We start from the raw sequence: 24,038 nt of genomic DNA, 5'->3' as shown, positions 1-24,038 counted from the left end.
CGCAGCAGTCTGTCATGGCGACGTCCTGATATCGACTTTGCCTGATCGAACTAAATGCCGGATATGGATTATGGCACGTTGCGATCTGACAAGTACCGGTAAGTAAAGAAAACGAAACACGCGCGGATTTTTCCATGCCATCCTGGCAATCGCTCTCATATTTTTCTGCTTGATATCATCTACCAGGGTCAAGAAATTGAGAACTTCCTTTAAGTTGAGAGTTCTGCGCGCCTGCGCGAGCTGCGCCTTTTCGTCCAGATTGAAACTCGAAACGAAAGCACTGTCGCTTTCAAGCATTGCCAAGACGTGTTGGCGGTCAAGCACACGAGAAATCGAGCCTGCCGTAATGTTGTAGCGGTATCCTGCAACAGGCAAGATCGAACATTTTGCGCCGCATGCCAGCACTGAGGCCAAGAAAAGGTAGTCTTCGCCAATGCGAAGATTCTCATTATATCTAAGGCTATGCTTACGCAAAAAGTCGCAACGAAAAGCTGGCTTTAGATACCCATAGTTGAATTTTTGGCTGAATATCCGATTGGAATCTATAAAGGCAGGCAGCGTCAGTCTCGACATCTTTTCCAATCTGCCGGCAAACATGGAATATAGCGACTGATCATTTCGGTCGGCGACCTGGATATCATCAACAATAACATCAGCCCCGGTGCAGTTCCCGCATTCTACCATCGCTTTCAATCTGCCGACCAGCATTTCGTCGTCGGCATCAAGGATCGCAATCCAGTGTCCATGGGCCTCAGCTATCCCGGCGTTTCGCGCCGCCCCCGGACCACTGTTATTCTTCATCTGGATCAATCTGACCCTGTCTGGCCAAGTCGAAGTGACCAATCTGGCTGTGTCATCGGTCGAACGATCATCTATGACGATAACCTCAATACCGACCTCGAGTTGTGCCAAAGCACTGTTGACGGCGCGTACGATGGTCTTTTCCGCGTTGAACGCAGCTATGACGACGGTGACGTCAGGACGCATTGCACTCATCTCCCCTGCCCGGTGCACCGTATGATTCAAGCGTACGCATACCTGCCAACCGGCTGACTACGCCCGCGTGCATGATTGCCCGCAACAGCCATTTGTTTCGACGCACCGGCGAAAAGGCCATGATGAAGGCTACAATGAAACTGTATGCAGCTTTTGCACTTGCAAGCATGATTTGCATGACCAGCCGTATCCGTCCTTTTCTTTCGCCTGCAATGTCGGCATGCGTTTGGCCAAACCGAAACCGGCGATCGCGCAACCAGCGGAAACTGGCGCGATCACCTGGTACTATTTCCTCAACCCACGCGTTTGGTGCGTACCCAATTCGTCCCCCCGATTTCCAGACATTGTGGAAGAAATTGGTGTCTTCCCCTCCGGTACGCCCGAGGGCAAGATTGAAGCGACGACCTTTGACTGCTGGTGAATGAAGAGCAATGAGTACATTACAGGTATATCCGGCACGGATTTCATTTCTTACCCACACCGGATGCGTGTCATGAAATCGACCATTAACCATCCACTGCGGCGCATAGGGTCCATAGACTGCCCTGACCGGACCAAGGACAGCATCGGATGCGTTTGAGCGTGCCTCCAGAAGCAAATTCGACAGCCATCCAGGAGAAGCAGTTTCGTCATCATCGATGAAAGCCACGTAGTCACCATCTGTGGCATTGAGACATGCATTGCGGGCAAGCGAAATATTCGAAGAAGGCGCGTGGATGTAGCGGACGTTCATCGACAATTCCCCGGCGACTGACTTAACGAGATTTTTGGCGCTTGGCTCCAGGTCATTGTCGGCGACCAGGATATCAACCTGGCAGTTCTCAATCCCGGTGGACCTGTCGATCGAGCGTAACGTTGCCGCGATCTGAGGACGCTGATACGTGCAGATACATACTGTGACTTTGAGGGGGTCGTTGAGAAACACTTTCTTATGGTTCATGATTTGGCACCGGAACCTGCGAAATCCGCGTCAGTTGCAACCAGAAGCCTGTAGACCAAGCCAAATGCATAATCATTGCCGACAGAGCAGCAAGCATGCCATACGGACTGCGCTCTCGTAGCGAAAGCCACAGCCCATAAGTGAGACACACTCCAATCCATGAAACAGCAGGAACCGCTGCTGACCAGTGAACAGGTGCCAACAGAGCCATAGTCACTGCAGGCATGACAAAGAGAGGGATAGCCTGCCGAATTTTCGGTATCATCCGGTGTTTCACCAGATTCTTTGCTCTGCCACGACCATAGCCAAGGTACTGACAGAACAGGGGCCATGCAGCGGCGCGGGGATAGTAAACCATATGGGTTTTTTCTGTCATCCAGATCCGATATCCCGCACTGCTCAACCGGCAATCGAATTCAGCATCTTCATTGTGTGCAAATGTCTCATCATAACCATGAACAGCCTGAAATGCGCTGACGGTCATAATTGCGTGGTGCCCGTGATCCGTCCAATGTCCGGACGCACCAATCCGGTGCTTCGCCCCGCCGTTTCCGAGTTTTGAGTTTTGCGCCATCGCGGTGGCTTTTTGAAAGGTCCCTGTTCCCACAGTCGCCATGGCCACCACGACACTGTCGGCACCCGTCTGCTCAATTTCCTGAAGAAGGGTTGCACAGTAATCATCTGGATAGTAACCGTGCGCGTCTACCCTGATAATATAATCGTGCCGGTCGCCATATCTTGCGACAGCCAAATTGACACCAGCGCTTTGAAATCGTTTGCGGTTGTGTAACAGGATCAGCCTTGTATTTCGTTGCGCAAGATCAGAAACGATTTCCTGTGTACCGTCGCTGCTGCCACCGTCGACGACAATTATTTTCATACCGAGGCGCAACGCATCTTTATCGATCTTTTCAATCAGTGCTGCGATGTATTTCGCCTCATTCAAGCATGGAATGACAATCATTGCAGATCGGCCTGATGGCGCACTAAGTCGAGAATCCATGTACCGTCCTTCAGTGTTGCCTGTCCGGGAGTTCAGGCGATTTGTTGACTAAAAACATGAGTTTGATTTTGCATTGCCAATTGGCGGAATTGCTCCACGAACTCGACGCAATCAGTACTTGAGTACTGCCAGCTATTTTTTGGTTGCAGCACAATACGTGTTCGAGCTTCTGTATAAATTGCCTGGTCCAGATAACTGAACATTGCCGACAGCGCTTCTGGCGTGGCGTCATCAAGAATCAGGCCCATATTTCTCTGCTGGAGATACGAAGCAGTTTGCGTTCCGGTCAGGGCAATCGGCACGACTCCGTAAAGGCAGCTCTCATAAAGCCTGTTGGGAAGGAGCCAATCCGAATTTTGACCTGCTTCGAAAAAATCGATTGTCCATGCGAAATCCACCGCTTCATAGATTCCGCGAAGATCCTCCGGATTTCGGTAGGGTCCGCAAAAACGAATGAAGGGTTCGTTTTTAACAAATCCTTCAAAATCCGAAAATTCGTTCAAAGACGGTCGTCCCCGCAAAACGACTTCAACCTCACCGTCCATTTCGCGCGTGAAGGATGCAAGCATTTCAAGGGAACGCCTGCATCGTAAAGCCCCGAACCAGCCAATCTGCCATGGTTTCGATAGCCGTCTCACCATCTCGGGAGACTGACTTGCCGGAGCACCATAGACCTTGTTTTCGATCAATATTACTGGCGCGTCGATAATCCGATAGGGCTTGAAATAATTTTTGACAAAAGCTGGAGATGACGTAACCAGAAACCGCACCTGATTGGCCAGCAAACGCTCAACTCCACGCAGCATGGCTCCCACCGGGTCTTTTCTCAGAAGCAAACGATGGATGTCGAGGCTTTCATAGGCAAGCGGCGTCTTCCAGGTGCGTGAGACGCGGTTCGCAAGGGCCAGCATCTCCAAATTTCTGGCAAGTATCAGGTCTGGTCGTTCAATATGTCGGAACGTCCGTCCCAATGACAGCATCGCCTTGGCAACTGCAATCATTCTTTGACCGAAATCGCCGTTCCTGGTCAGGCCAAGATTGATTGCGGCCCCGGTCCGTTCCAACTCTTGCCCGGGGTCATTGCTTCGTGAAAATCCTGCAAGAGTCACCGTTGCACCTCCGGCACGAAGCATCTTCACCCGCCGGTTAACCGCAGGATCGCAAAGATCGTGAACGAGATACAGAATATGCAACTTTCAGTCCTTGTCGGTTTTGTTGGTGTAAAGTGAATACTGATGGGCTAGTTTCTCTCGCAGGCTATGGAATCTGGAAACTGACAGGGCTTACCCAACGCCGTGTAAGCCACACGGGTGAAGTGTGCTGCCACCGGCGCTTTGGGTTGTGCAAAGGCACCAAGCCAGGTTGTCAGCGTGTCACTTGCCCAAAGGCTCAGGTAGATTTTTTGAGGATGGCTGGGCAAGGCGGCCGGGCTGGTGATGGTATGGACGAGTTTCTGGTCGATATAATACCTGATGCGGTCTTTCTCCCACACGAAGGCAATGTCGTGAAATTCAAGATCAGCCTTTTGGGGAAGGTCCACGAGCTTCTCGTTTCCGCCTTTCCCGTCAACATAGGCGTTGAGCTGAACCTGCGACGTGTTCTTTCCCAAGAACTCAAAATCGATCTCGTCCCACGGTTGCTCATGGGCCGGCCCGATATAGGTGAAAAAACTGGTGTTGAAACCTGAGCCAGCTACGGTTCGCACTCTGGCCTCGAAAGTTCCGTACCCGAACCGTGCATTCGTCTGAATTTCTCCGCAGACGTACTTGCGTTCCCTGGTCGTTTCTTCTGCAAAACCAAGCGTCAGTACACCCTCGCTGACTGCGACCTGTTCGGCCGACCAGACACAGTTTTGGTGATCGCCGTTAGTCCATCCATCAGACACATACCAGCGATCTGAATTTAGCTCTGTGAAGGTTTCGACGAACGAACCGCCGGGCTTTTCGGACGATGATGCAGCGGTCGCAGCTGACGCCCCGATCGTGAGGATGATCATAATATAACTGACACGCAGATACTTCATCACACGCTTTCTTCATCTGAAAGTACGAACAGATAGATGTACTTCATCAAACCGGGTTGTTATCCCGTGATTTCGAACAAGCGTCAGTGTAGTCTATGCGGGAAAGATTGAGCTACCCGGCGTGATAATTACATCGATTGAGATTCTCGTGATCAAATTTAGTTAATTGCTGTTTATTTGGCCATTTTCGAAAAGATATCTTATTTGCGCTGTGTTCGAGCCGGGCTTTGAACTTCGCGATAACACATCAAACTTATCCAGAAATATTTCTCTCGCGGTGCGGGCAAATCCGGGCGGATCAGTTAGTGCGTCAAACACCGCCGCGGACAAACCCTTGCGAGATTTTGTGTCGAGAAAGCTTCGATGAAGGTATTTGGCACGCACGTGCGATGCATGTTCTTGCACGGCACGGGCCGCCTCTGACGGCAGGTTTGCGCTCAACAAGGCGTTTGACGCTGCTGCCAGGTTAGCCAGGTCTTCAGTTGAATGCTGTCCACTGAGCGAATCTGCACGGATAACCGCCGCGTAACCACAATTGTTCGTCAGATAAAAGACAGCCCCCGCCGCCAACGCGCGTGCATATAAGTCGTAGTCTTCACCCAAGCGCAGTCGTTCGTTGTATCGGAGTTGGTGTTTTTCGAGGAACTCCCTTCGGATGAGAGGCTTGAGAAAACCGAGTTCACCGCGCCGTGCACCACGTCTGCTGATATTGCGCCTGGCGAAGGTGGCGAGGTCCAGCTGCCATATCAGGCCGTCGAATGCGGCAACCGCTTCGCAATCGAATGTATCGCCGTCGCGTTCGTCAATGAATGCGATATTATCGGCAATGATATCCCAACCGTCGATCGGCATCATTTTTGACAATCTGCCATCAATGAAAAAGTCGTCTGCATCAAGGATACTTATCACGGGCGCTCTTGAGCACTCAAAGGCGTGATTACGAGCCGCGGCCGGACCCCTGTTGGTTTCAAATCGAATTACTTTCAAACGTCTCGTCCCGTCATCACATTGGCGTGCGACTTCGGCGGTATTATCATGGGATGCGTCGTCGATAATCACGACTTCTTCCACGAAGGAATCGCGCAGGGCTGAACGAATAGCTCGTGCAATCGTTGGAGAGGCATTTCGCGCAGCGATTACAGTACACACTCCGTCTACCATCTCAACGCATCAGCTCCGTTGATTACCTCATTATCAGGCCACATCAGCGGGTATGCTTCAAGCGAGGGGCATGAAGGGCTGGTTGCGATTTCCCTGAGCCATTTTCTTCTTCCACATTCGGTTGCGAAGAATATTGGCGCTGCCTGACCTTCACCATCGCTAGTACAATCAGGAAGTACCCTATCTGAATGACAAACGCACAGATGAGAGTTTGAACAAAAGTGGTCCATAAGTTCTGGCTGAAGACATACGTCACGGTTCCGAACAAAAGGAGGACCGCAATGAAACCGATCAGAAATCGTGGCAACTTCATTGGCCTGCTCCCTTAGCCTATGATCGGTCAAATTTCAGCAAGAGAAAATTGAACCGAAAAACACCGCAGCACTTAAGCATTGCTTTCGTAAAATCGGGTTAAGATAGAAAAAGACATACTATTGAATTAAAGCGAGCTGCACAAGGCGTAGCGGACGGATTGGCAGGCTGCGTAGGTGCATTCAGCCTGTGTCAGGAAAGCAACATCTGCGAGCTGTCTGTGGAAAATCGATCATTTAAATCGAATTGACTAGCGTCGTTTCCATGTAAGCGATGCAATGATCTTTGAGCGGGTGAAAAGGAAAACGACTTAATATAGTTCGATAAAAACTTACAAATTATAGCTAGTTACCGATCTATCATAGAAGACTACAATGATATTGATCCGGACTTAAATAAGCTCAATTTCTTAATTTTACCAGAAAATCTCCATTTGGGAATAGTAGATGTACAGCAAATATCGAACTTATACGATGAAATGATGAGGTTTTATTTATGCGTATTTTTTGTTTTGTTTTAGTATCCTTGGTTTTATCCCAGATCAGTCAAGCTTAATTCCTTTTAGCTGGTTTTGTGTGCGTTGCAACGCGCAGCTTTTCTGTTAACGTTTCATTAGTTTTACAGACTGATTTGGAGCATAAAATGAAGCCTTCGGTAAAGTTGGCCGGTTCTCCGTTCTTCGATGATGCAGACATCTCAGAAAGTGCCGCAGTCGGCGGGTATATCAAAAGGATATTCGATATTACCGCGGGCATTACTGGCTTGGTATTGCTTTCTCCTCTCTTTGTGATGCTGGCGCTCTTGGTAAAATCAAGTGATGGTGGTCCCATATTTTATGGCCATACCCGCGTGGGTCGAGGAGGAAAGACATTCAAGTGTCTGAAGTTTCGAACGATGAGAACCGACGCACAAATCGTGCTTGAATCCTATCTTGCCCGGAACCCTGCAGCATCAGCAGAATGGCATGCCAATCGAAAACTTCAGTGTGATCCAAGGGTTACGAACGTCGGTGCGGTAATACGCAAGCTGAGCCTGGACGAACTCCCTCAGCTCATCAACATTATTTCCGGGCAGATGAGTATTGTCGGGCCGCGGCCCATCGTGTTTGAGGAACTCGAGTACTACGGGACTTCTGCCGCCTTTTATTTGCGATCACGTCCTGGTCTGACCGGAGTCTGGCAAATCAGCGGCCGAAGCGATGTTTCTTACGACAAACGCGTCGCCTTTGACAAAGGATATGTCGAGAACTGGTCCTTCATCGGCGACGTGGCCATCATTCTAAAGACTATACCGGCCGTGTACACCGCCAAGGGGTCGTATTAGTGCCGCTGTGAAATAGCGCCTTCGCGTTGTGGCTCAATGAAATCACGACGGGATGGCTAATTTAACGGACAACAGCATTGTCTGCGTCAACTTATAAAAATCAATACGCAGCAATTTTGGAGGTGAATTCGTGTTAACCGAACTGATAGCAAGGAGAATTGAGCCCCTGCTCCAAAACTCATGGCGCCGTCTGGAAGGCGCTGTTTGCGGCCTGGGCATTGCACTTGTTTGTAGCTGTACAGGGCTTGCACACGCATCGGATTATTCACTTGGTGCTTTGGACAAGGTATCGGTGAAGGTCGTTCAATGGCAGACGGCCGAGGGAACTTTTCGCGAATGGCCTACAATTACATCCACCTATACGGTTACTTCTTCGGGAAACCTAACCCTTCCGTTTGCTGGATCTATTCCAGTGTCCGGCAAAACGCCCAAGGATGCTGCTGACGCCATCAGTCGATCGTTGCAGCAGAAACTCGGTTTGGTCGATCTGCCCGAAACATCTGTCGAGATTGTCGAGTTTCGTCCTGTGTATGTGTCCGGGCTGGTGCAGCTACCCGGGAAGTACATCTTTGAACCCGATATGACGGTATTGAAAGCTGTTAGCCTGGCGGGTGGCGTGCGCCGATCGGTGGATGAGGGGCAGCGTTTTGAGCGCGACTTTTTCAATGCGGAAGGGAGCTATGCCGTTTTAATCGCCGAGCGGAATCGATTGATCGCGGCGCTCGCCCGCATTCAGGCGGAACTACAAAATCAACCGGAAATCACCATGCCGGCCGAGATCGCGAAAGATCCGCAATCTGCTGCTCTGATTTCCGCTGAAAAAGAAATCATGGTGTCCAAACAGAACGGGGTGGATCTGCAATTAAGCGCCTTGCAGGAACTGAAAGCTCTGTACGAAGCTGAAATTATCTCGCTCGAGAAAAAAATGGTTGTACAAAACAGGCAACTAGGCCTGGCGAAAGACGAATTGCGAAGCATTGGTGGCTTGGCTGACAAGGGGCTTGTGGTCAATTCCAGGGTCATGGACTTGAAAACGACGGTAGCAGATATGGAAGGAAAGCTTCTTGATCTCGATACAGCCTCCTTGAGAGCAAAACAGGAAGTCAACAAAGCCACGCGTGATGCTTCTGATCTCGCCAACACGCGCAAAGCGGCCCTGACGGTTGAAAATCGCACTACTCAAGCTGCACTTGATGAAAATAACCTGAAACTGGTCATGTATAAAAAGCTCATGGCTGAAGCACTGGTCAATGCGCCGGAGTCTGCCGTAGCAACCGGCATGGTGGCTCCTTTACTGAACTATACGATTGTGCGCGCCAAGGACGGCAAGGTTACGGAAACTGCGGCTAAAGAAGATACGCTGCTCATGCCAGGTGATATGGTAAAAGTTGCTGTTTCACGAAACCCTGCATAATCAGCGGTTGTGCCCCCGAGATAATATTATGCGTAAGTCCACTTTTATAGATCCCGAGCGTAATGAGCATTATGCCAGTGCGGCAATCGCAGCGTCGGTTTTCGTGTTTGCGTATTCCATAGTCTTCGGGTTTCTCTCCATTCTGGTCTTCTACGCGTTATGGCTGCCATTGGTTTTTCTGGATTACCGCAGAGTATTGGGGAACTACACAAGGTTTTACTGGATATTTTCCTTCGTCATATTGGCAATCTTGTCGTTTGCCTGGTCAGCTGCACCTTCCGTCACCATTCGCGCGGGCATCCAATATGGCACGACAATCATATGTGCCCTGATTGCTTCCCGAACGGTCAGCACATCCAGCTTCATGCGCGGCATGACAATCGGTGTTGCTACAGTACTGCTCTACTCGCTGGCTTTCGGCGAATTTCAGTATGATGAACTGGATGGTACTTATGATTTTGTCGGAGCTTTCTCGTCCAAAAACCAGCTCGGGTTTTTTGCCTCGCTTGGCGTCTATTTTGCTTTTGGCAGTTTTTTTATCATGCGGGCTTCACGGAAATGGAGAATAATTTCTCTTATCGGCGGCACGCTGGCAGTCTACTGCCTGCTGTATTCCAGTTCGGCAACCTCCATTATCGCAACCGCCGCCACAATCGTTATCAGCTTGACGCTCGGTTTCAGTCTTTTGTTTCCCCCGCGTTACAGGAAGGTCTTTTTTTCTGTATTGTTGATTGTCGCCATAGCGGGTGCTGGCATCGCATTGAACAGCGGCGTCCTTGATGTAATCCTCGGAGCATTTGGCAAGGACACGACGCTCACCGGTCGCACTTATCTCTGGCAAGAGGGGTTGAGGGCCTTTCAAACCTCTCCACTACTGGGAATAGGATATCAAGCATACTGGGTGCAGGGTTTTTCTGAAGCTGAACGACTATGGGATGAATTTTATATCGCCAATCGCAGCGGATTTCATTTTCATAATACCTATATCGAGGTGCTCGTGGAGCTCGGGTACGTTGGCCTTGTCCTGATTGGAACAATTCTGGCGGTTGTGGTTTTCGGCAATCTTCGCCGGCTGCTGATTTATCCCCGCGCGCACAGCGCACATCTTTTGTTTGGTGTATCCATTCTGTTGCTCATTAGATCGTTTTTCGAAATCGATTTTATGCAGCCTTACACAATTGGATCATTCCTGCTTTATTACCTTGCCGGCCAAATCGCTATAAAACGCCATGCGGACAATCCGGTTTATTCCACCACGTTCCCCTATCATCGTGAACTGCCATATCCGCAGCTGTGAATTTTCTGCGTGCATAGCTTTGAACTTTTTTACTGAAGAGAGCAAAATGGTTGTTGATACACTCGCTGAAATTGGCGTTTATGTTCTCTCCTTGAAAAATTCAACGGAGCGGCGTGAGACCATCACCGCCATGTTTTCCAAAATGGGCTATCGTCACTGGGAATTCTTCGAGCCGTTGGCTGCAGACAGACTTCCTATTCCCTATGAGGCCGATATAGCTTTCCGAGCTCGCCACTCTGTCCTTTCGAAGGGCGAGATAAGCTGTGCTGCAAGCCATATTGCAATGCTTGGAAAGTTTCTGGACAGTGATTTGCAAAATGTATTGATCATGGAAGACGATGTCCAGTTCGACCCGTTTTTCAATATTGCCGGGTTGGCTGAGGTGATGAAGCAACTAGATCTTCATTACCTCAAACTCTACGCTCGGTATTTCGTACCCTCCCGATACATAAGCAGCGTCGGCAGATATACTTTCTATCGTGGCTCATGGCCGTTACTCGGGACTCAAGCCTATGTTCTATCGAGAACCGGCGCTGCACAGTTGTTGAATCATCTGTTGTCGCTGAACGCTCTTAATCGGCCGATTGACGATCTGATCGACAGGTTTTGGTGTACTCGATTACCGATCACTTTTCTCTACCCATTTCCTGTCATGGAGCTTGGTTACAGCACGACCATTCACGGTGCGAACAATCGGGAAGTGATTGCCAGCGAAAATTCCAGGCTTGAAAAGTCGTTCACACGGCGTCAAAAAGTCGGTCTCGCGGTGTCGCGGATATCTGACAAGTTATTTCGACGCTACTCGGACAGGAAGCTGAAGGCGTTCGACAAAGCACTGATGCAACGAATTTATGGAAACGAGGAATCGATCTCCGAATCTCTCGACCGCGTTTAGGGTATTTGTTTCAAGTGCGAACGTTCTGACCTCCAGGGAATTACGCAGATCGACCTCGCAAAAGATCAATGCGCTCCACAAGCCATCGTCTGTTGAAAAGGGCCAGCCAGCCGAAATAGATTGCTCCTCCGATAGATACGCAGGCTGTCAACCTTAGTGCTGGATGAAACTGGCCCAGTTCCATGCGAATGAAGATCGTTGCAATGGCCATGATTCCAGCAGCAATTATGGCCGGCAACAACCCTGCGTAAGCTTCCCAATGCGAAAGTGCCAGCCGACGATGAATAATTATATTACCGGCAATTCCGATTACAAAGGCTGGTGCTGAAGTCCAGAGGATTGCTTCTTCCGGAGAAACGCCACCGGACAACAAAAGAGCGATAATGCAGGCAGAAACGGAACAAACACTAAAAATTAAAGAGGTCCTGTTCATGTCCAATGCATTCATGGCCAACGTATTGAACCATACGAACGGAATAGACAGTGAAACAATCGACAGCGCCCGCATCAGCGATGCTACATCAGAATATCGTTCGGGCAAGATGAGGTCCACTATGTCGTTCGCCACAACGAACAAGCCCGCAAACGCCGGCATCGCAAAAAAAGCGGCTGTCCTGACTATTGCAACATATATTTCGCGTTCCTTCGCCTTATCCCCGCGCACACGCGTCATAAGCGGCAGCCAAAGAGAGTAGAGCGGGCTGATCAAAGGTGCCTGGATTGACTCGTTTATTCGATCCGCAGCACGCAACAAACCAAGGACATGCGCGCTATAACGCAACCCGAAAACAAAAGTCGCTATCCTGTGCAACAGCAGATTGAACGCTCCAATCGCCCAGAGCGGAAAAAACCGCTTTGCTATTGCTACGGCGGTGTTCCTGTCGGCCGACAAGCCCGGATGCCAGCGGGTATAACTGAATTCAAAAGCGACCGTAACGGCTGTCGAAACACTGCGCTGGATGATGAGCGCCCATATTGCCCAATCGGAAAATGCAAAGGCAATACCTGCCCCGCCCCCCACGATCGTGCTGGCAATATTACGCTGTGTCATGATCTTGAAGTCAAGATTTCTCATGATCAGGGCATCCATCACAGACAGCCATGGAACAAAAAGTACCAAAATTCCAAAAACGGGCATAAATTGTGCAACCAGGGGCTTGCCCTGCCAGTTGGCGACGTAAGGCGCAAGGATGACCAAGGCCAGCGCAAACACGACAGAGACTGCCGTCAAACTATAGAACGCGGAGTTTAGACTTCTTGGCTGGAAATCATTCTGCTGAATGATTGCATCCATGCCAGCCGTCCGCCCCTCATTCATGAGAATATCTGCCAAAACTGCGGAAAGTGCTACGAGGCCGAATATTTCCGGGGAGATTCTGCCGGCAATAATCAGGAAAATCAGGAATCCGGCTATCTGGGTGGTCAGCATGTTCAAAGCGTTCCACACCATGCTGTTGTGTAGAGACTTGCCGATAGTAACCTCAGTCATCGTCCCTCAATCCTGAAGTCCGGATTTCGGACTTTCGTTAGGTAGTGGCTCGTATTTTCCCGAAAATTGCCAACGTCCATTTGCTCCCACATTATGAATTGGGCTTGCCGGTAATTGTATGTGGCGGGACGAACCCACCCTGGTGATGAGTTCGTAAACTGAGCTTGCGCAGAAGCCAGTCCACGCAAGCATCAAGGACCAGCAGTGGGCCAAAAGCAAAACCTCCGCGCTCTAATGCTGAAACGTGGTTTTTGATATCCGTCGCTCCTGCATCCTTCCACCACCACAACAGGATCTGCCGCACATAGATGCGTCGAAAATGCACAAGTGTCTCCTGATAACGTCCTGACAGCGCCCTCTGACCGTATTTTAGTAAAAGATCAAAATGGTCTCTGGTGTTGGAGTGAGTCCCGGGGCCATAGACAAGGTTAGAAACCGAATTTGGATGGGCGCGCGTAAAACCAAGGCTCTCGTGCACGAATCCGAATTTCGAACGCGTCAACAGGTCGAATACTGTGTCCATATCAAATGCGCCGCCTGCAATGGAATGGTCAAAAAGTGGTGTCCGCTGTTCGACAATACTACGACGCCACATCATCTGAATCGGCATAATCACTCCCTGTCCTGTCAGTGCCCTTGCCAGGGCTTCTTGACCGTCAAAGACTTCACGCTGAGCGGGCCAGCGAAAATCTTTAAGATGCCCGTCATCGTAGCTACCCACGACTCCGATATTGTCATCCCGTTCGGCAAGCTCAGCCATTTTCTCGATAGAATTGGGGTAGATTGTATCGTCGTCGCACAGGAGCCGAACGTACTCACAATCCTTGGGAACCAGCGAAAACGCCCTATTCCAGTTTTCCCGTTGTGGCAGCGTAGTTTCATTGCGTGAATACAAGACAGGGACTTTCCCGCCTGTGAAGCTTTCAACGATAGCCGCGGTACCATCGCTGCTGTTATTGTCCAGAACAACATGAACCAGATTGGGCCATGTCTGCTCCTGCACGGACGCCAAGGTGTCAGCCAGGTAGCGGGAACCGTTGTAAGTTGGTGTAACGACTGCTACCAGCGGCGTCTTTTTCATATGCATTCCTACCGATCAGATTCACAAGGTTGGTTTATCTGGGCATCTGAAAACCGATGTATTTATCCCTCAGGCCCAAATTTTCCATGGTGCACTGCCATCCGCCCAAGACTTCTCCAGCACTGACTTGTCACGCAGCGAGTCCATACTTTGCCAGTAGCCTTGATGCCAATGCGACCCCAGCTTTCCACGCTCGATCACCCGCTCCATAGGCTGTTCTTCCCAAACGGTTTCATCACCATCAATAAGGTCGAACACTTCTGGCTCACACACAAAAAACCCCCCGTTTATCAAGCCACCGTCTCCGGCCACCTTTTCACGAAATGCACGGACCTTTGCTGAATCATCCGACAGGCCAAGGGCCCCATACCTTCCCGGCTGTGTCACAGCTGTCAGCGTGACCCAGTTACCACCCTGTTCGTGCGTACGTATCGATTCCGGTATATCGGTATTGGAAACGCCGTCGCCATAGGTTAGCAGGAACCGCTCGTTGCCGATGACTTTACGGGCGCGCTTCAACCGGCCGCCTGTCATTGTATCCAAGCCTGTATCGAGAACGGTAACCGTCCAGTTCTCTGCTTCTTTCTGATTCCAGCTGACGTTACCGGACGCAAGATCTACGGTGAAATCACTGTTGAGCATGAAGTAATCAAGAAAGTAGGATTTGATTACTTCGGCTTTATAGCCGGCAAGAACAACAAAATCCGTAAATCCATAATGCGCGTAAATCTTCATGATGTGCCAAATGATCGGACGCCCGCCCACTTCGACCATTGGTTTCGGACGCGCCGTTGTTTCTTCAGTCAACCTGGTACCAAAACCGCCTGCAAAAATGACAACTTTCATGGGGCTATACTCTTTCAAGTGACTCGGTCGATTGGTCGGGTAAATTGTCTGGAGAACCTGGCCGGGAAGGCTGCAGAGCTGGAAAGGTCAGAGGGAAAAGCGCATCTTGTTCCCGGCGCAGAGCATGAACGACGGTGCTGTCGGGTAGTTCGACATCGTCATAGGTAAGCGCCTCATCAACGTCGATATCGCGCTTTAAACGGCAGTTTTCTGCAAGCCCCATGGGCAAGAGCCGTTCCTGCCTGCCGACTTCGTAGTTTTCGCCCGTGCCATAGGTGAGGTATCCCCCCATACCATCGATCGTCTCCCCTTTCTTCAGTGGACGTTTGGCCATCGTTATGACGTCCATTGATGGCGCGTCAGTCGTTCCGATAATGACATCACGGCAAAGTGCTACACGGGCGATTGATATGCCAAATTCCAATACGGTCATGTGCCAGGCCGTGTAGAAACTGTACAGTGGCCCTTTTCCCAGTTTGCCAAGATTGAGGAAGAAAGCTTGATTGTCATCGCGAGCCTCTGCCAAAACATAAATTCCAGGACTGGGCCGGGTACCCACGACGTAGTCGACAATTCCTCCAAGCTCACGCAGTCTTTCGACATCATAGAAATCTACCAGATCATCGACGTGGCCAAGGTGTTCCCGCCCGATCATTCCTCTTTGCGGAACCTTCAGACCAAGGGCATTGGCAACGATAGTTTGTTCGGCGGTCATCTTTGTGCCGTCGGCGAAGCTGGCAACCATGCTGGGAGTCTGGTTCCATTGCCTGGCGAAGGACTCTTGAGTTGTCGGATTGCGAAATCGGTCCTGAAGGCCTTTGATATTTCCGCAAACCAGGGGCCGCAAGCCCATGGCTTCGACGTGGCGAACCAAGTTCATTGTCACGCCAGGTTGATCACCATCCGCGCCGGTGAATATTACCCCGGCCTCTTCGGCTTTGACGCGCAGCAAAGGCCCTACGGTTGCATCGAGTTCTACATTGAGAGAAACAACATCCTTCTTGTTTGCGATGCATTCGATCGTAACGGTTGCGCCGTATTCAACATGTCCGGTTGCTTCCAGGACAATGTCGATTTGGGGAGACCTTGCTATCAGGAGAGGATCGTCCGTGACGATGCGTTTGCCTTGTTCCAACGCGGTAGAGAACGACGCCTGACCTGACACAACAATAACGTCTTCACGGTCGATGCCAGCGGCGACGAACGCATCGACGGCGCGTGCGACATTCCTGTTGCAAATGGCAGCAACACGAAGGACCGGCATATAGCGCTCGACGTTGATCAACAGGCCCCGGCCCATGAATCCTATGCCGTACATTCCCACTATTACCGGACGCCCGGTAGCTAAACGCGCCTTGATGGCTCTGTCGACAATGATCATGCTGATACTCCGGTGGGCATGGACGAATTGTTGAGTGTCTCGGACCGGAAAACGTCTGTGCCGTGAAACACTGGATCAAAATCAGGCCAGGATCGATCCTTCACCGATACTTCGACAGGTGTCCGCGGCCATTCAATTGAAAATACAGGGTCATTCCATCGAAGCCCGCGTTCTGCGGCCGGCGCATAGCGATTGCTGACCAGGTACAATGCTTCGGTATTGGCCCTCAGGGTAATAAAGCCGTGAGCAAAACCACGTGGGACATACAGCATTGTGCGATTTTCTTCGCTCAGTTCAGCGCCGTACCATTTCCGAAAGGTTGGTGAGTGAGGACGCAGATCGATAATGCAGTCCCACAGCGCACCTTTGATACAGCGCACCACTTTCACCTCCGCTGATGGTGAAAGCTGATAGTGCATGCCGCGCAACGTACCGGCGTCAACGCTCAGGGATGTGTTTATCTGGACGAAGTCTGTTTCCAGCCCCTTGTTCGAAAACTCGTCTTCACAAAAGAATCTCGCAAAAAATCCGCGTTCGTCACCTTTCTTTTCAAGGTCAATAAGCCATGAGCCGACCAGTCCCGTGTCTTGAAATATCATTTCTGCTCCTGTGCCATCAGCGGGCCAAACCAGCTATGCGGGTTTATTTTCAGGGTTCGATGCGTAAGGTCTACTCGGCAGCAACGGAAATTTCCGGTTTATTGGGAGTCAAGGTAGTGGTCCAGCGCAGGTCCGGGCTGAGCCGGCCTTGCTCCAGATGCATTCCAAGCACGTTAAATCGAACCAAAGAAGCAGGACGGTCAGGCGGACTGTCAAAGCTCGCCGCAGTCAGCCCGTCACGGAGATTTTCAATGGCTTCCTTGAGCATGATCCGAGGCTGATGGTCCGGTGCCAGATCTCTGTAGAGTGAAAAATCCACGCGATACGAGCGTTTGTCCGGCTGTGCATTTTTATTGATGTGGACATCCACGCCAGGCATTGACTGCTGCACAGCCTCGGCCAGTTCATGTACTTGATAGTTCCATTCTTCCGAGCCCGCATTGATCGCCAGAAATCGACCATGATCCGGTGAACGGACTATAGCCCACTCAACAGCGCGGGCCATGTCTTCAACATGGATCAATGGCCGCCATGGCGTTCCGTCGCTCAAAACGGATATGCGTCCTGCATTAAGCGCTGATGCCACGAAGTCATTGAGTACAAGGTCGAGGCGTGTGCGGCCTGAAAAACCGCAAGCGGTCGCAAACCGCAGTGCAGTAATGACCATATTGCCGTGGGCGCTGACCGTCTGCAATCCGATCTCTGCTCCCACTTTCGATCGAGCATATGCGGTGAGCGGGTTCAGCTCATCCGTCTCAGTGCGAGCGCCACCTTCAGCATATCCGTACATCGAGCAACTGGACGCAAAAATAAAACGCTTCACATCATTTTCCGCGGCGAGCCGAGCCACGCGAATCGTTGCATTTTGATTGATCTCTTCAGTGACCTGCTCAAAACGGGAGCCCATCGGATCATTCGACACTGCTGCAAGGTGGATGACGACATCGACACCCTTGAAAACATCGCTTTCCAAGTCCCGGACATCAGCAAAGATTTGCTCATCCAGGACGGTTTCGGGAAAAACACTGTCCGTCAGGCAATGGGCAAACAGACCACTGTCTACTCCTACCAATCTGGCATGCGGAAAGACACGGCGCAGACGCTTTGCCACAACGGGTCCGACGTAACCCATGTTGCCAGTGATAAGAATTTTCATAGCTTTGTTCCCCGTGATTCACCAGCGAAGACTTTTCATCTTCCCCCAATCGGCCATTGTTTGTGTCGGCAAATAGATTGTGAAAAAAATGTACGATGATTGCTGACGTTTAGACATTCAATACATGGAGTTAGATTTTACCTACTAAGGCGTAGGTCATCGACATCCTGGATGGAACGGAGCTGTTTTATGACCAAAAACAACTCAAGGATCAGATCCCGACCCGCTCTGCGAACGGCTTCCTAACTCCAATTGATACCTTCAATGGCGGAGTAACCGCATTAAATTAAATCTACAGAAGAACCGGGGGATACTGATGAGAACGCAGCCAGTGGTATTGATCTCTATAGGACAGTCCCGACGGGGCGCGCAATTTGATGCGTTCGATACTTTCGAGGAGGCCCTCAAAGCCCTGGAGCATGAAACCTACGACGTAGTTCGGGTAGGCGACGGCCTCCTGTTACCAGTTTCTCAATTTCTGGAATCACAGGGCATTGTTCCCCTCTAGCTTCTTCATATGCACCGGCCGAAGGCAACATCTGTGAAGCTGATAAATCCGTCTCCTCCGATTAGCACAAGTTCGGCACGGCACGCTGGCATTGACGCTGGTCGTTGGGTTGCTTTTATAGCCGTTGTAATACTTCATGTATTCCCGACGCACGATTCCGGTACGGTGTCCTGGCGCGCCATCCTCGATGTGATCTGCCGTTTCGCGGTTCCATTCTTCTTTCTTGCATCTGGTTTCTTCCTTTCTCAAAAGCCAAAGGGCTTCTGGAACGAACTAACAAGCAAGATCCGGAGATTATTTCCTTTATTCGTCGTATGGGCGATATTCTACATCGTATTGTCCCCGCCTCCGGTGACGGTCTTTTTCAGTGCGTATTTTCTCAAAGATTTGCTAATTAACGGTGGGCCAGGATTTCATTTGTGGTTTCTGCCATCACTTGGTTTTTGCCTTGCATTATTTATCATACTCAAGCGTTTTTTCAGTCAGACCGTGCTTCTCGGATTTGGAGCTGTCCTTTATTGTCTTGGGCTTTCATACGGAGAATTTGAAAACTATCCCGGTCTGCCCGACATGCATTGGGATGTCCGCAACGGGCCTTTTTTCGGATTTTTCTTTATTGCGATAGGATATTTTTTCAAGAGGAAACAATTTGCGCCATCGCCAGCGCATTGTTTATTGCTCGCGGGAACCGGGCTTCTTTGTCAACTCGCTGAAGCTGATCTCCTCTTTGTCAGCGAAATTCGGGGATTTGCGGACGACATCAACTTTTATTTTGGAACAGTCGCGTATGCATGCGGTGTGTTTCTTTATTGCTCTACACTGAAGGCAAACCGGGGTGTTCTGAAACTGGCCGCCGAGCTAGGCAAGTATACTCTCGGTTTCTATTGTTTACACGTGGCGATAATCTGGATGCTCGACCGCTTGTCACATCCAGTTACGTTTATGGATCGAACACAGGAAGTGATGGAGACAATTATGCTCACTGTATTGTTCGTGTTGGCAATGCGCAGGTATAATTGGTCAAGTCGACTGATTAAATAGATACCCTACACTTGGCTCTGACCCCGATGGACAGTGAGGGCTTACCGGATCTAACGGTTGGGCTTAGCTCCTTTGATGTGCTTGCCATTATAATTTATTCTCCCACACTGTTCTTCGAGCCTCGTTCAAATGCGGCCAAGGCACTGCTCCGGCTGTAGACATTGGACGTCTCCAAAGGGAGAACTATGTTTGCCGATGGAAGATAATTCGCAAAATGCCAAGCTTCTCGAACTTACTGCCGGACTGGTGGCCGCTTATGTCAGCAATAACGCCATTCGAACTACTGATCTTCCGACGGTCATCGATAGCGTGCAGCGTGCTCTTTCCTTGACAGGTACTATCAAGCAAGAACCGATAACTCATCGCCAATCCATCAACCAGCGTATCGATATCCGAAAGTCAATTACGCCCGATTACATTATCTGCCTGGAAGACGGCTTGAGATTCAAATCTTTGCGGAGACATCTCAAGACTCAATTTAACATGACGCCGGAACAGTACCGCAGCAAATGGAGCCTTCCGGGCGATTACCCTATGGTGGCACCTAACTATTCCGCAGTTCGTTCGAAGGTCGCGAAATCCACCGGTCTTGGGAAATCAAACCGAGCTGAAAAAAAATGACTCTCCGCATGCAGGCATTCATGTTGTCATCGCCGCGCGGGACGACGAACGCGCACGGGCCGCAGTCGAAAATCCGGCATCGCAAAATCTGGTCGCGCAGTCCGTTGGATTGACTTGACGATCTCGCAACAGCGGCTGCCGCCGCCACACTTCGGTCGATGCAGTGCGCCACGTAATGGAAGTAAACCTTACAGGTGCACTGGCGTTACGCAGGCAATGCAGCCTTTGCTGGAGGTGGCCCCTGCAGCTCGCATCGTAAATCTGGCCAGTCGCCTGGTCGCTGGCGCTCAATAGTGATCCGAGTTCGACCTGTTATTCGCAGCGGTTCATTGGATATAATGCCTCCAACGCGGCACTGAACATGCTGACGATACAGCTGCACGAGGAATTGCGAAAAACCGGCCTCGTTGACAATTCCGTAAGCGCGGCTTCGTTGAGGCCGATCTTACGGAATATGGCAGCATGACGGCCGACAGGGCGCCAGGCTTCCGGTAATGTATGCTGTTCAAATATCGAATCCGGGATGTTTTCGAGCCGAATGGAAAAACACCTTGATAAAGTCTGCAGCCGCCCGAGCCCTCGCCGGCTCGGAATGCTGGAACTATCAGGGAGCATCAGATGCGTCTCTGTTACCAGGTTATCAATGGCGAGCGATGCACCCAGGCATCGCCGACCACCTGGTCCAACACGAATGTGGCAACGTCCTCACGCGAAATCGCGCCGCCATGGAAACCGCTCAAATCAGTCAGCGTGCGAACCGCTTTACCTCCCGGCTTGTTGTTGAGAATGGAGGGGCGGACGATGGTCCAGTCAAGCCCGCTGTCCTTGATGATGGCTTCCTGACAGTCCTTGTCAGCATAAACTTTCCGCAAAAGCAGCGGAAAGATAAGCTTGTCGAACAGAAAACCGCCGTGTCCTCTGCTATCGCCAGCGCCGATACCTGAGATGCTGACAAGCCGCGAAACCCGCTCCGCCTGCATCACTTTGACGAGGGCTCGGGTCGCGGTCGAGAGAACGGTGACTTCACGAAACGGACTTGCGGGTGTGCCGAGGGCGCTGATGACTGCATCGCGACCCTTTACCGCCTGGCGAAGCACCTCCTCATCCCGGGCATCCCCGACAACAAGCTTTGCTTCTTCTAGATCGGTTGCTTTTCCCGGGGAGCGCAGCAATAGGGTGACATCATAGCCGCGGCTCAGAGCCTGGCCAACGATGTGATGGCCGGTTGGCCCGGTCGCACCGAGGACCAGGATCTTCGGTGTAGCGGCGCGATTTGTTTCATTCATGGACATGGTCATGACTTTTGTCCTCTTGAAAGGCAGGGCGCCTCTCGAGAGGCAGCCCTGTTGGGGTTGTTGATATTGGTGATCGGAGCCGGCCCTCTGCGAGCAGTTCGCGGGTCCGCTTCAGCGTCGACAGCAAGGCAGATCTGTAGCCCTTGTCGCTGTCGAACTGCGTCTGCTCTGCCTGCTTCTCGAGACCGTTCGACTCCTTGTCACGCAACCCGAGATAGCAATAGAATCGAAGCTGCAGCGCGCCGGTCTCGTCCTCGAACAGTTCGTTGACGATGGTGCCCTGGCGGCGGCCGGTTGCCTGAAAGAAAGTGACCTTGCTCTGCGATTCGAGGGTAATGATCTCCCTGATGTCAGAGCCCGCGATCGTGGCTTCACGCACGAAATAAGTTGCGCTTTCCTCCACAACATCACAGCGCGCGCATAGGTCTGGCGGGAGAAACAGGCGCGCATCGCGCGCCTTCAGCTCCATGCCCTTCCAAGCCTGCTCCCGGGTTAGCTTTGTTTCACCTTCCGGATTTACCGGGACGGTAGCGGTCGAATAGATCACGATGATGGTCCTTGTTTATGAATTCGGTTGGTATGTCCTGCCGTCAGGCGGCAGAGACGTCCGAGGCGAAGTTGCGATAGGAGCGGAGCGGACGGCCGAGCATGGCAGTCAGTCGTTCGACGTCACCACCCTCGGGCAGCATTCCGTCCGTCAGGAAGCGTTCGCCCATCATGCGCATGTCATAAGCCATCCATGAGGGCATGAACTGCTTGAGGGTCTGTTCAAAGGCCTGCGTCTCGCCGCCGCCGTAGGTGATGGAGCGACCAAGCACATCGGTCCAGATTGCGGCAATATCCGTGCCGGTCAAAGTCTCGGGACCGACGAGGTTGATGCGGTTGAGTGGAAGCGGCTGTGCAGCCTGTTCGCGACGCAGCAGTTCAAGGGCGGCGATCTCCGCAATATCGCGGACGTCGATCATGGCGAGCCCCTTGCCGCCGATGGGCATCGGGTAGACGCCGTAGCCGGTGATCGCATCCTTGATCATCAGATCATTCTGGATGAAGTAGGCCGGGTGCAGGATGGTTGCGTGGAATCCCATCTGCTCGATCATGCGCTCGACGCCGAACTTGCCGGCGAAATGCGGCACGTTCACGTAGATATCGGAATGGATCACCGACAGATAGACGATCCGTTCAATGCCGGCCGAGCGAGCGACATTGAGGGCGACCAAAGCCTGGGTGAATTCGTCGGGGACGACGGCGTTCAGCAGGAAGAGGGTTGATACGCCATCGAAGGCGGTGCCGAGCGAGTCGACGTCGAGAAAGTCACCTTTCACGACCGCGACGCCCGCCGGGAAGTTTGCCTTGAAGGGATCGCGAACCAGAGCGCGGACATCAGCACCGCGGTTGACGAGGTGTTCGATGACCTGGCTGCCAACATTGCCTGTGGCGCCGGTTACGAGAATGGTCATGGGATTGTCTCCAGGTTTGTTTGCTTGACACCCCGAATATGACTGGATCAATATCGATCCAATAGACCGTCATTTTAGACACGCCGTCTCATAAGTGGAACAAACATGGACCTCCTCGCTCTGGCCGATTTTAATCTCGTCGCTCGTCATGGTGGCTTCGGCAAGGCGGCGCGGGCTTCGGGCCGTCCCAAGGCCACCCTCTCCCGGCGGGTCGCACAACTGGAGGCCTCGCTCGATCTTCGTCTGTTCGAACGGGGGGCGCGCAACCTGAAGCTCACGCAGGAAGGGCGCGCCCTTTATGAACGAACAGCTGCTCTGTTGACGGAACTGGATGAAACAGCAGTCAGCATCGCCTCAGGGGCGGAAAAGCCGCGTGGAAGGTTGCGGATCAGCGCCCCTCTCCTCCTGTCGCAGACGGCCATGGGAAAGATTGCTGCCGGTTTCGCGCTGAAGTATCCGGACGTGAAACTGGAGATCACCACGGAGGACCGGACCGTAGATATGATCGAGGAAGGGTATGATCTGGTCATCCGGGTCAATCCGGATCCAGACGAGAGACTTGTCGGTCGAGCCTTTCTGCATGATCGTCTCGTTGTCGTGGCGAGCCCGGATTTCGCTCGCCCGACTGAAGCTGGCCCTCCTGTCCCCGGCGTGGTGCGCGGCTCGGCCAATCCGCAGACCTGGAAGGTCACGACATCCAGCGGGCCTGCGATGATCAGGATCGAGCCTCTCCTCGCCTTGTCGTCACTCATCATGGTCAGGGATGCCGTTCGGGCAGGTGTTGGGGCCGCTCGTCTGCCGATATCGCTGGTAAGCCACGATCTGGCCGACGGCACGCTGCTGCATTGGGGAGATGTCGAGGGATCCGAGATCGCCCTATGGGCGCTTTATCCGTCGCGACGACTTCTCAGCGCCCGCGTGTCGGCGTTCCTGGAGTACCTGAAACACGCCTTCCCCAATGGCAGCCCCGACGACCTTGCCGCCTATATCGGCAAATAGCAGGCCCGTCGGCCCGAACCGCCATTGTCTTGCAGGTGAGACATTCCGTGCATAATTGCCGATTTTCGTCGTCAGCGGCGGCTGGGCCCGATTGAAGACATCTTCGATTTTATCGCGCTGAGGATATGCTGCCGAAGATTCCGGCCGGCTAGGGCTTCGTGCAACCTCGGTTCCTCCCATATTGGTCGATGTTAAAATCCG

22 protein-coding genes and 1 pseudogene are annotated in these 24,038 nt (G+C 51.7%); 7 read left to right on the top strand and 16 right to left on the bottom strand.

What is annotated here, in order from left to right; genetic code table 11:
• Positions 1-12: 12 nt before the first annotated feature.
• From ABKW30_RS07820 to ABKW30_RS07790, 7 genes are all read right to left on the bottom strand, one after another.
• On the bottom strand, positions 13-987 hold the full coding sequence (locus ABKW30_RS07820; protein WP_348598090.1) for a glycosyltransferase family 2 protein: 975 nt from the start codon (positions 985-987) through the stop codon (positions 13-15).
• On the bottom strand, positions 977-1,936 hold the full coding sequence (locus ABKW30_RS07815) for a glycosyltransferase family 2 protein (RefSeq protein WP_348598089.1): 960 nt from the start codon (positions 1,934-1,936) through the stop codon (positions 977-979). Before ABKW30_RS07815 ends, ABKW30_RS07820 begins: the two co-directional genes overlap by 11 nt.
• Positions 1,926-2,939, bottom strand: a complete 1,014-nt coding sequence (locus ABKW30_RS07810) for a glycosyltransferase family 2 protein (protein ID WP_348598087.1) — start codon at positions 2,937-2,939, stop codon at positions 1,926-1,928. The genes ABKW30_RS07815 and ABKW30_RS07810 overlap by 11 nt, the downstream gene beginning before the upstream one ends.
• Positions 2,940-2,971: 32 nt before the next feature.
• The gene (locus ABKW30_RS07805) at positions 2,972-4,132 is read right to left on the bottom strand and encodes a glycosyltransferase (RefSeq protein ID WP_348598085.1); all 1,161 of its coding nucleotides are present in this window, start codon (positions 4,130-4,132) and stop codon (positions 2,972-2,974) included.
• A 47-nt stretch (positions 4,133-4,179) separates the two neighbouring features.
• Positions 4,180-4,962 (bottom strand): glycoside hydrolase family 16 protein, encoded by a 783-nt coding sequence (locus ABKW30_RS07800; RefSeq protein ID WP_348598083.1) that lies wholly within the window; start codon positions 4,960-4,962, stop codon positions 4,180-4,182.
• A 162-nt stretch (positions 4,963-5,124) separates the two neighbouring features.
• Positions 5,125-6,123, bottom strand: a complete 999-nt coding sequence (locus ABKW30_RS07795; RefSeq protein ID WP_348598081.1) for a glycosyltransferase family 2 protein — start codon at positions 6,121-6,123, stop codon at positions 5,125-5,127.
• 43 nt (positions 6,124-6,166) lie between these two features.
• Positions 6,167-6,436 carry an exopolysaccharide production repressor protein gene (locus ABKW30_RS07790; RefSeq protein ID WP_348598079.1) on the bottom strand — a complete coding sequence of 90 codons (270 nt, stop codon included), beginning with the start codon at positions 6,434-6,436 and terminating at the stop codon, positions 6,167-6,169.
• 641 nt (positions 6,437-7,077) lie between these two features.
• On the opposite strand from ABKW30_RS07790, the gene ABKW30_RS07785 reads away from it, so the two are divergent.
• The 4 genes from ABKW30_RS07785 (at position 7,078) to ABKW30_RS07770 (ending at position 11,364) form a co-directional block, all read left to right on the top strand.
• Positions 7,078-7,758 (top strand): sugar transferase, encoded by a 681-nt coding sequence (locus ABKW30_RS07785; RefSeq protein ID WP_348598077.1) that lies wholly within the window; start codon positions 7,078-7,080, stop codon positions 7,756-7,758.
• 130 nt (positions 7,759-7,888) lie between these two features.
• Entirely contained in the window at positions 7,889-9,172 is a 1,284-nt protein-coding gene (locus ABKW30_RS07780; protein WP_348598075.1) for a polysaccharide biosynthesis/export family protein, read from the top strand.
• 28 nt (positions 9,173-9,200) lie between these two features.
• Complete coding sequence (locus ABKW30_RS07775; protein WP_348598073.1) at positions 9,201-10,469, top strand: O-antigen ligase; 1,269 nt, start codon at positions 9,201-9,203, stop codon at positions 10,467-10,469.
• A 46-nt stretch (positions 10,470-10,515) separates the two neighbouring features.
• Positions 10,516-11,364: a glycosyltransferase family 25 protein gene (locus ABKW30_RS07770; RefSeq protein WP_348598071.1), complete on the top strand. Its 849-nt coding sequence runs from the start codon at positions 10,516-10,518 to the stop codon at positions 11,362-11,364.
• A 40-nt stretch (positions 11,365-11,404) separates the two neighbouring features.
• Here ABKW30_RS07770 and ABKW30_RS07765 read toward each other — a convergent pair whose 3' ends face one another.
• The 6 genes from ABKW30_RS07765 to ABKW30_RS07740 form a co-directional block, all read right to left on the bottom strand.
• Positions 11,405-12,853 (bottom strand): oligosaccharide flippase family protein, encoded by a 1,449-nt coding sequence (locus tag ABKW30_RS07765; RefSeq protein WP_348598069.1) that lies wholly within the window; start codon positions 12,851-12,853, stop codon positions 11,405-11,407.
• A gap of 91 nt (positions 12,854-12,944) precedes the next feature.
• Positions 12,945-13,934, bottom strand: a complete 990-nt coding sequence (locus ABKW30_RS07760) for a glycosyltransferase family 2 protein (protein WP_348598067.1) — start codon at positions 13,932-13,934, stop codon at positions 12,945-12,947.
• A gap of 69 nt (positions 13,935-14,003) precedes the next feature.
• Positions 14,004-14,780, bottom strand: a complete 777-nt coding sequence (gene rfbF / locus ABKW30_RS07755) for a glucose-1-phosphate cytidylyltransferase (RefSeq protein WP_348598065.1) — start codon at positions 14,778-14,780, stop codon at positions 14,004-14,006.
• A 4-nt stretch (positions 14,781-14,784) separates the two neighbouring features.
• Entirely contained in the window at positions 14,785-16,161 is a 1,377-nt protein-coding gene (locus ABKW30_RS07750) for an NAD(P)-dependent oxidoreductase (RefSeq protein ID WP_348598064.1), read from the bottom strand.
• A complete protein-coding gene (rfbC, locus tag ABKW30_RS07745) occupies positions 16,158-16,760 on the bottom strand; it encodes a dTDP-4-dehydrorhamnose 3,5-epimerase (protein ID WP_348598062.1) in 603 nt (200 codons plus the stop codon). Before rfbC ends, ABKW30_RS07750 begins: the two co-directional genes overlap by 4 nt.
• Positions 16,761-16,830: 70 nt before the next feature.
• A complete protein-coding gene (locus ABKW30_RS07740; protein WP_348598060.1) occupies positions 16,831-17,916 on the bottom strand; it encodes an SDR family oxidoreductase in 1,086 nt (361 codons plus the stop codon).
• Between the two features lie 541 nt (positions 17,917-18,457).
• Between ABKW30_RS07740 and ABKW30_RS07735 the strand changes: the two genes are divergently transcribed.
• Together ABKW30_RS07735 and ABKW30_RS07730 are read left to right on the top strand one after the other, a co-directional pair.
• Positions 18,458-19,465 (top strand): acyltransferase, encoded by a 1,008-nt coding sequence (locus ABKW30_RS07735; RefSeq protein WP_348598058.1) that lies wholly within the window; start codon positions 18,458-18,460, stop codon positions 19,463-19,465.
• 195 nt (positions 19,466-19,660) lie between these two features.
• The gene (locus ABKW30_RS07730) at positions 19,661-20,086 is read left to right on the top strand and encodes a MucR family transcriptional regulator (RefSeq protein ID WP_348598056.1); all 426 of its coding nucleotides are present in this window, start codon (positions 19,661-19,663) and stop codon (positions 20,084-20,086) included.
• A 629-nt stretch (positions 20,087-20,715) separates the two neighbouring features.
• On the opposite strand, the gene ABKW30_RS07725 is transcribed toward ABKW30_RS07730, so the two are convergent.
• The 3 genes and pseudogenes from ABKW30_RS07725 to ABKW30_RS07715 form a co-directional block, all read right to left on the bottom strand.
• Positions 20,716-21,384 carry an SDR family oxidoreductase gene (locus ABKW30_RS07725; RefSeq protein ID WP_348598054.1) on the bottom strand — a complete coding sequence of 223 codons (669 nt, stop codon included), beginning with the start codon at positions 21,382-21,384 and terminating at the stop codon, positions 20,716-20,718.
• A gap of 73 nt (positions 21,385-21,457) precedes the next feature.
• Positions 21,458-21,928 (bottom strand): annotated as a pseudogene (locus tag ABKW30_RS07720) (AtaL-like protein); the annotation flags it as partial.
• A gap of 43 nt (positions 21,929-21,971) precedes the next feature.
• Positions 21,972-22,838, bottom strand: coding sequence for an NmrA/HSCARG family protein (locus ABKW30_RS07715; RefSeq protein WP_348598053.1), 867 nt, complete (start codon positions 22,836-22,838; stop codon positions 21,972-21,974).
• Between the two features lie 105 nt (positions 22,839-22,943).
• On the opposite strand from ABKW30_RS07715, the gene ABKW30_RS07710 reads away from it, so the two are divergent.
• Positions 22,944-23,837: a LysR substrate-binding domain-containing protein gene (locus tag ABKW30_RS07710; protein ID WP_348598051.1), complete on the top strand. Its 894-nt coding sequence runs from the start codon at positions 22,944-22,946 to the stop codon at positions 23,835-23,837.
• Positions 23,838-24,038: the final 201 nt, after the last annotated feature.

It is taken from the genome of Phyllobacterium sp. SB3 (genome assembly GCF_040009165.1).
In the GTDB taxonomy this organism is placed as follows: Bacteria; Pseudomonadota; Alphaproteobacteria; order Rhizobiales; family Rhizobiaceae; genus Phyllobacterium.
Note: the sequence above shows the minus strand (reverse complement) of the source record. Positions and strands in the feature narration are given on the sequence as shown.

Coding starts and splice junctions, on each gene's coding strand:
- ABKW30_RS07820 (WP_348598090.1), bottom strand. CDS start 987: ATGCGTCCTGACGTCACCGTCGTCATAGCTGCGTTCAACGCGGAAAAG.
- ABKW30_RS07815 (WP_348598089.1), bottom strand. CDS start 1,936: ATGAACCATAAGAAAGTGTTTCTCAACGACCCCCTCAAAGTCACAGTA.
- ABKW30_RS07810 (WP_348598087.1), bottom strand. CDS start 2,939: ATGGATTCTCGACTTAGTGCGCCATCAGGCCGATCTGCAATGATTGTC.
- ABKW30_RS07800 (WP_348598083.1), bottom strand. CDS start 4,962: ATGAAGTATCTGCGTGTCAGTTATATTATGATCATCCTCACGATCGGG.
- ABKW30_RS07795 (WP_348598081.1), bottom strand. CDS start 6,123: ATGGTAGACGGAGTGTGTACTGTAATCGCTGCGCGAAATGCCTCTCCA.
- ABKW30_RS07790 (WP_348598079.1), bottom strand. CDS start 6,436: ATGAAGTTGCCACGATTTCTGATCGGTTTCATTGCGGTCCTCCTTTTG.
- ABKW30_RS07785 (WP_348598077.1), top strand. CDS start 7,078: ATGAAGCCTTCGGTAAAGTTGGCCGGTTCTCCGTTCTTCGATGATGCA.
- ABKW30_RS07775 (WP_348598073.1), top strand. CDS start 9,201: ATGCGTAAGTCCACTTTTATAGATCCCGAGCGTAATGAGCATTATGCC.
- ABKW30_RS07770 (WP_348598071.1), top strand. CDS start 10,516: ATGGTTGTTGATACACTCGCTGAAATTGGCGTTTATGTTCTCTCCTTG.
- ABKW30_RS07765 (WP_348598069.1), bottom strand. CDS start 12,853: ATGACTGAGGTTACTATCGGCAAGTCTCTACACAACAGCATGGTGTGG.
- ABKW30_RS07760 (WP_348598067.1), bottom strand. CDS start 13,934: ATGAAAAAGACGCCGCTGGTAGCAGTCGTTACACCAACTTACAACGGT.
- rfbF (WP_348598065.1), bottom strand. CDS start 14,780: ATGAAAGTTGTCATTTTTGCAGGCGGTTTTGGTACCAGGTTGACTGAA.
- ABKW30_RS07750 (WP_348598064.1), bottom strand. CDS start 16,161: ATGATCATTGTCGACAGAGCCATCAAGGCGCGTTTAGCTACCGGGCGT.
- rfbC (WP_348598062.1), bottom strand. CDS start 16,760: ATGATATTTCAAGACACGGGACTGGTCGGCTCATGGCTTATTGACCTT.
- ABKW30_RS07740 (WP_348598060.1), bottom strand. CDS start 17,916: ATGAAAATTCTTATCACTGGCAACATGGGTTACGTCGGACCCGTTGTG.
- ABKW30_RS07730 (WP_348598056.1), top strand. CDS start 19,661: ATGGAAGATAATTCGCAAAATGCCAAGCTTCTCGAACTTACTGCCGGA.
- ABKW30_RS07725 (WP_348598054.1), bottom strand. CDS start 21,384: ATGACCATGTCCATGAATGAAACAAATCGCGCCGCTACACCGAAGATC.
- ABKW30_RS07715 (WP_348598053.1), bottom strand. CDS start 22,838: ATGACCATTCTCGTAACCGGCGCCACAGGCAATGTTGGCAGCCAGGTC.
- ABKW30_RS07710 (WP_348598051.1), top strand. CDS start 22,944: ATGGACCTCCTCGCTCTGGCCGATTTTAATCTCGTCGCTCGTCATGGT.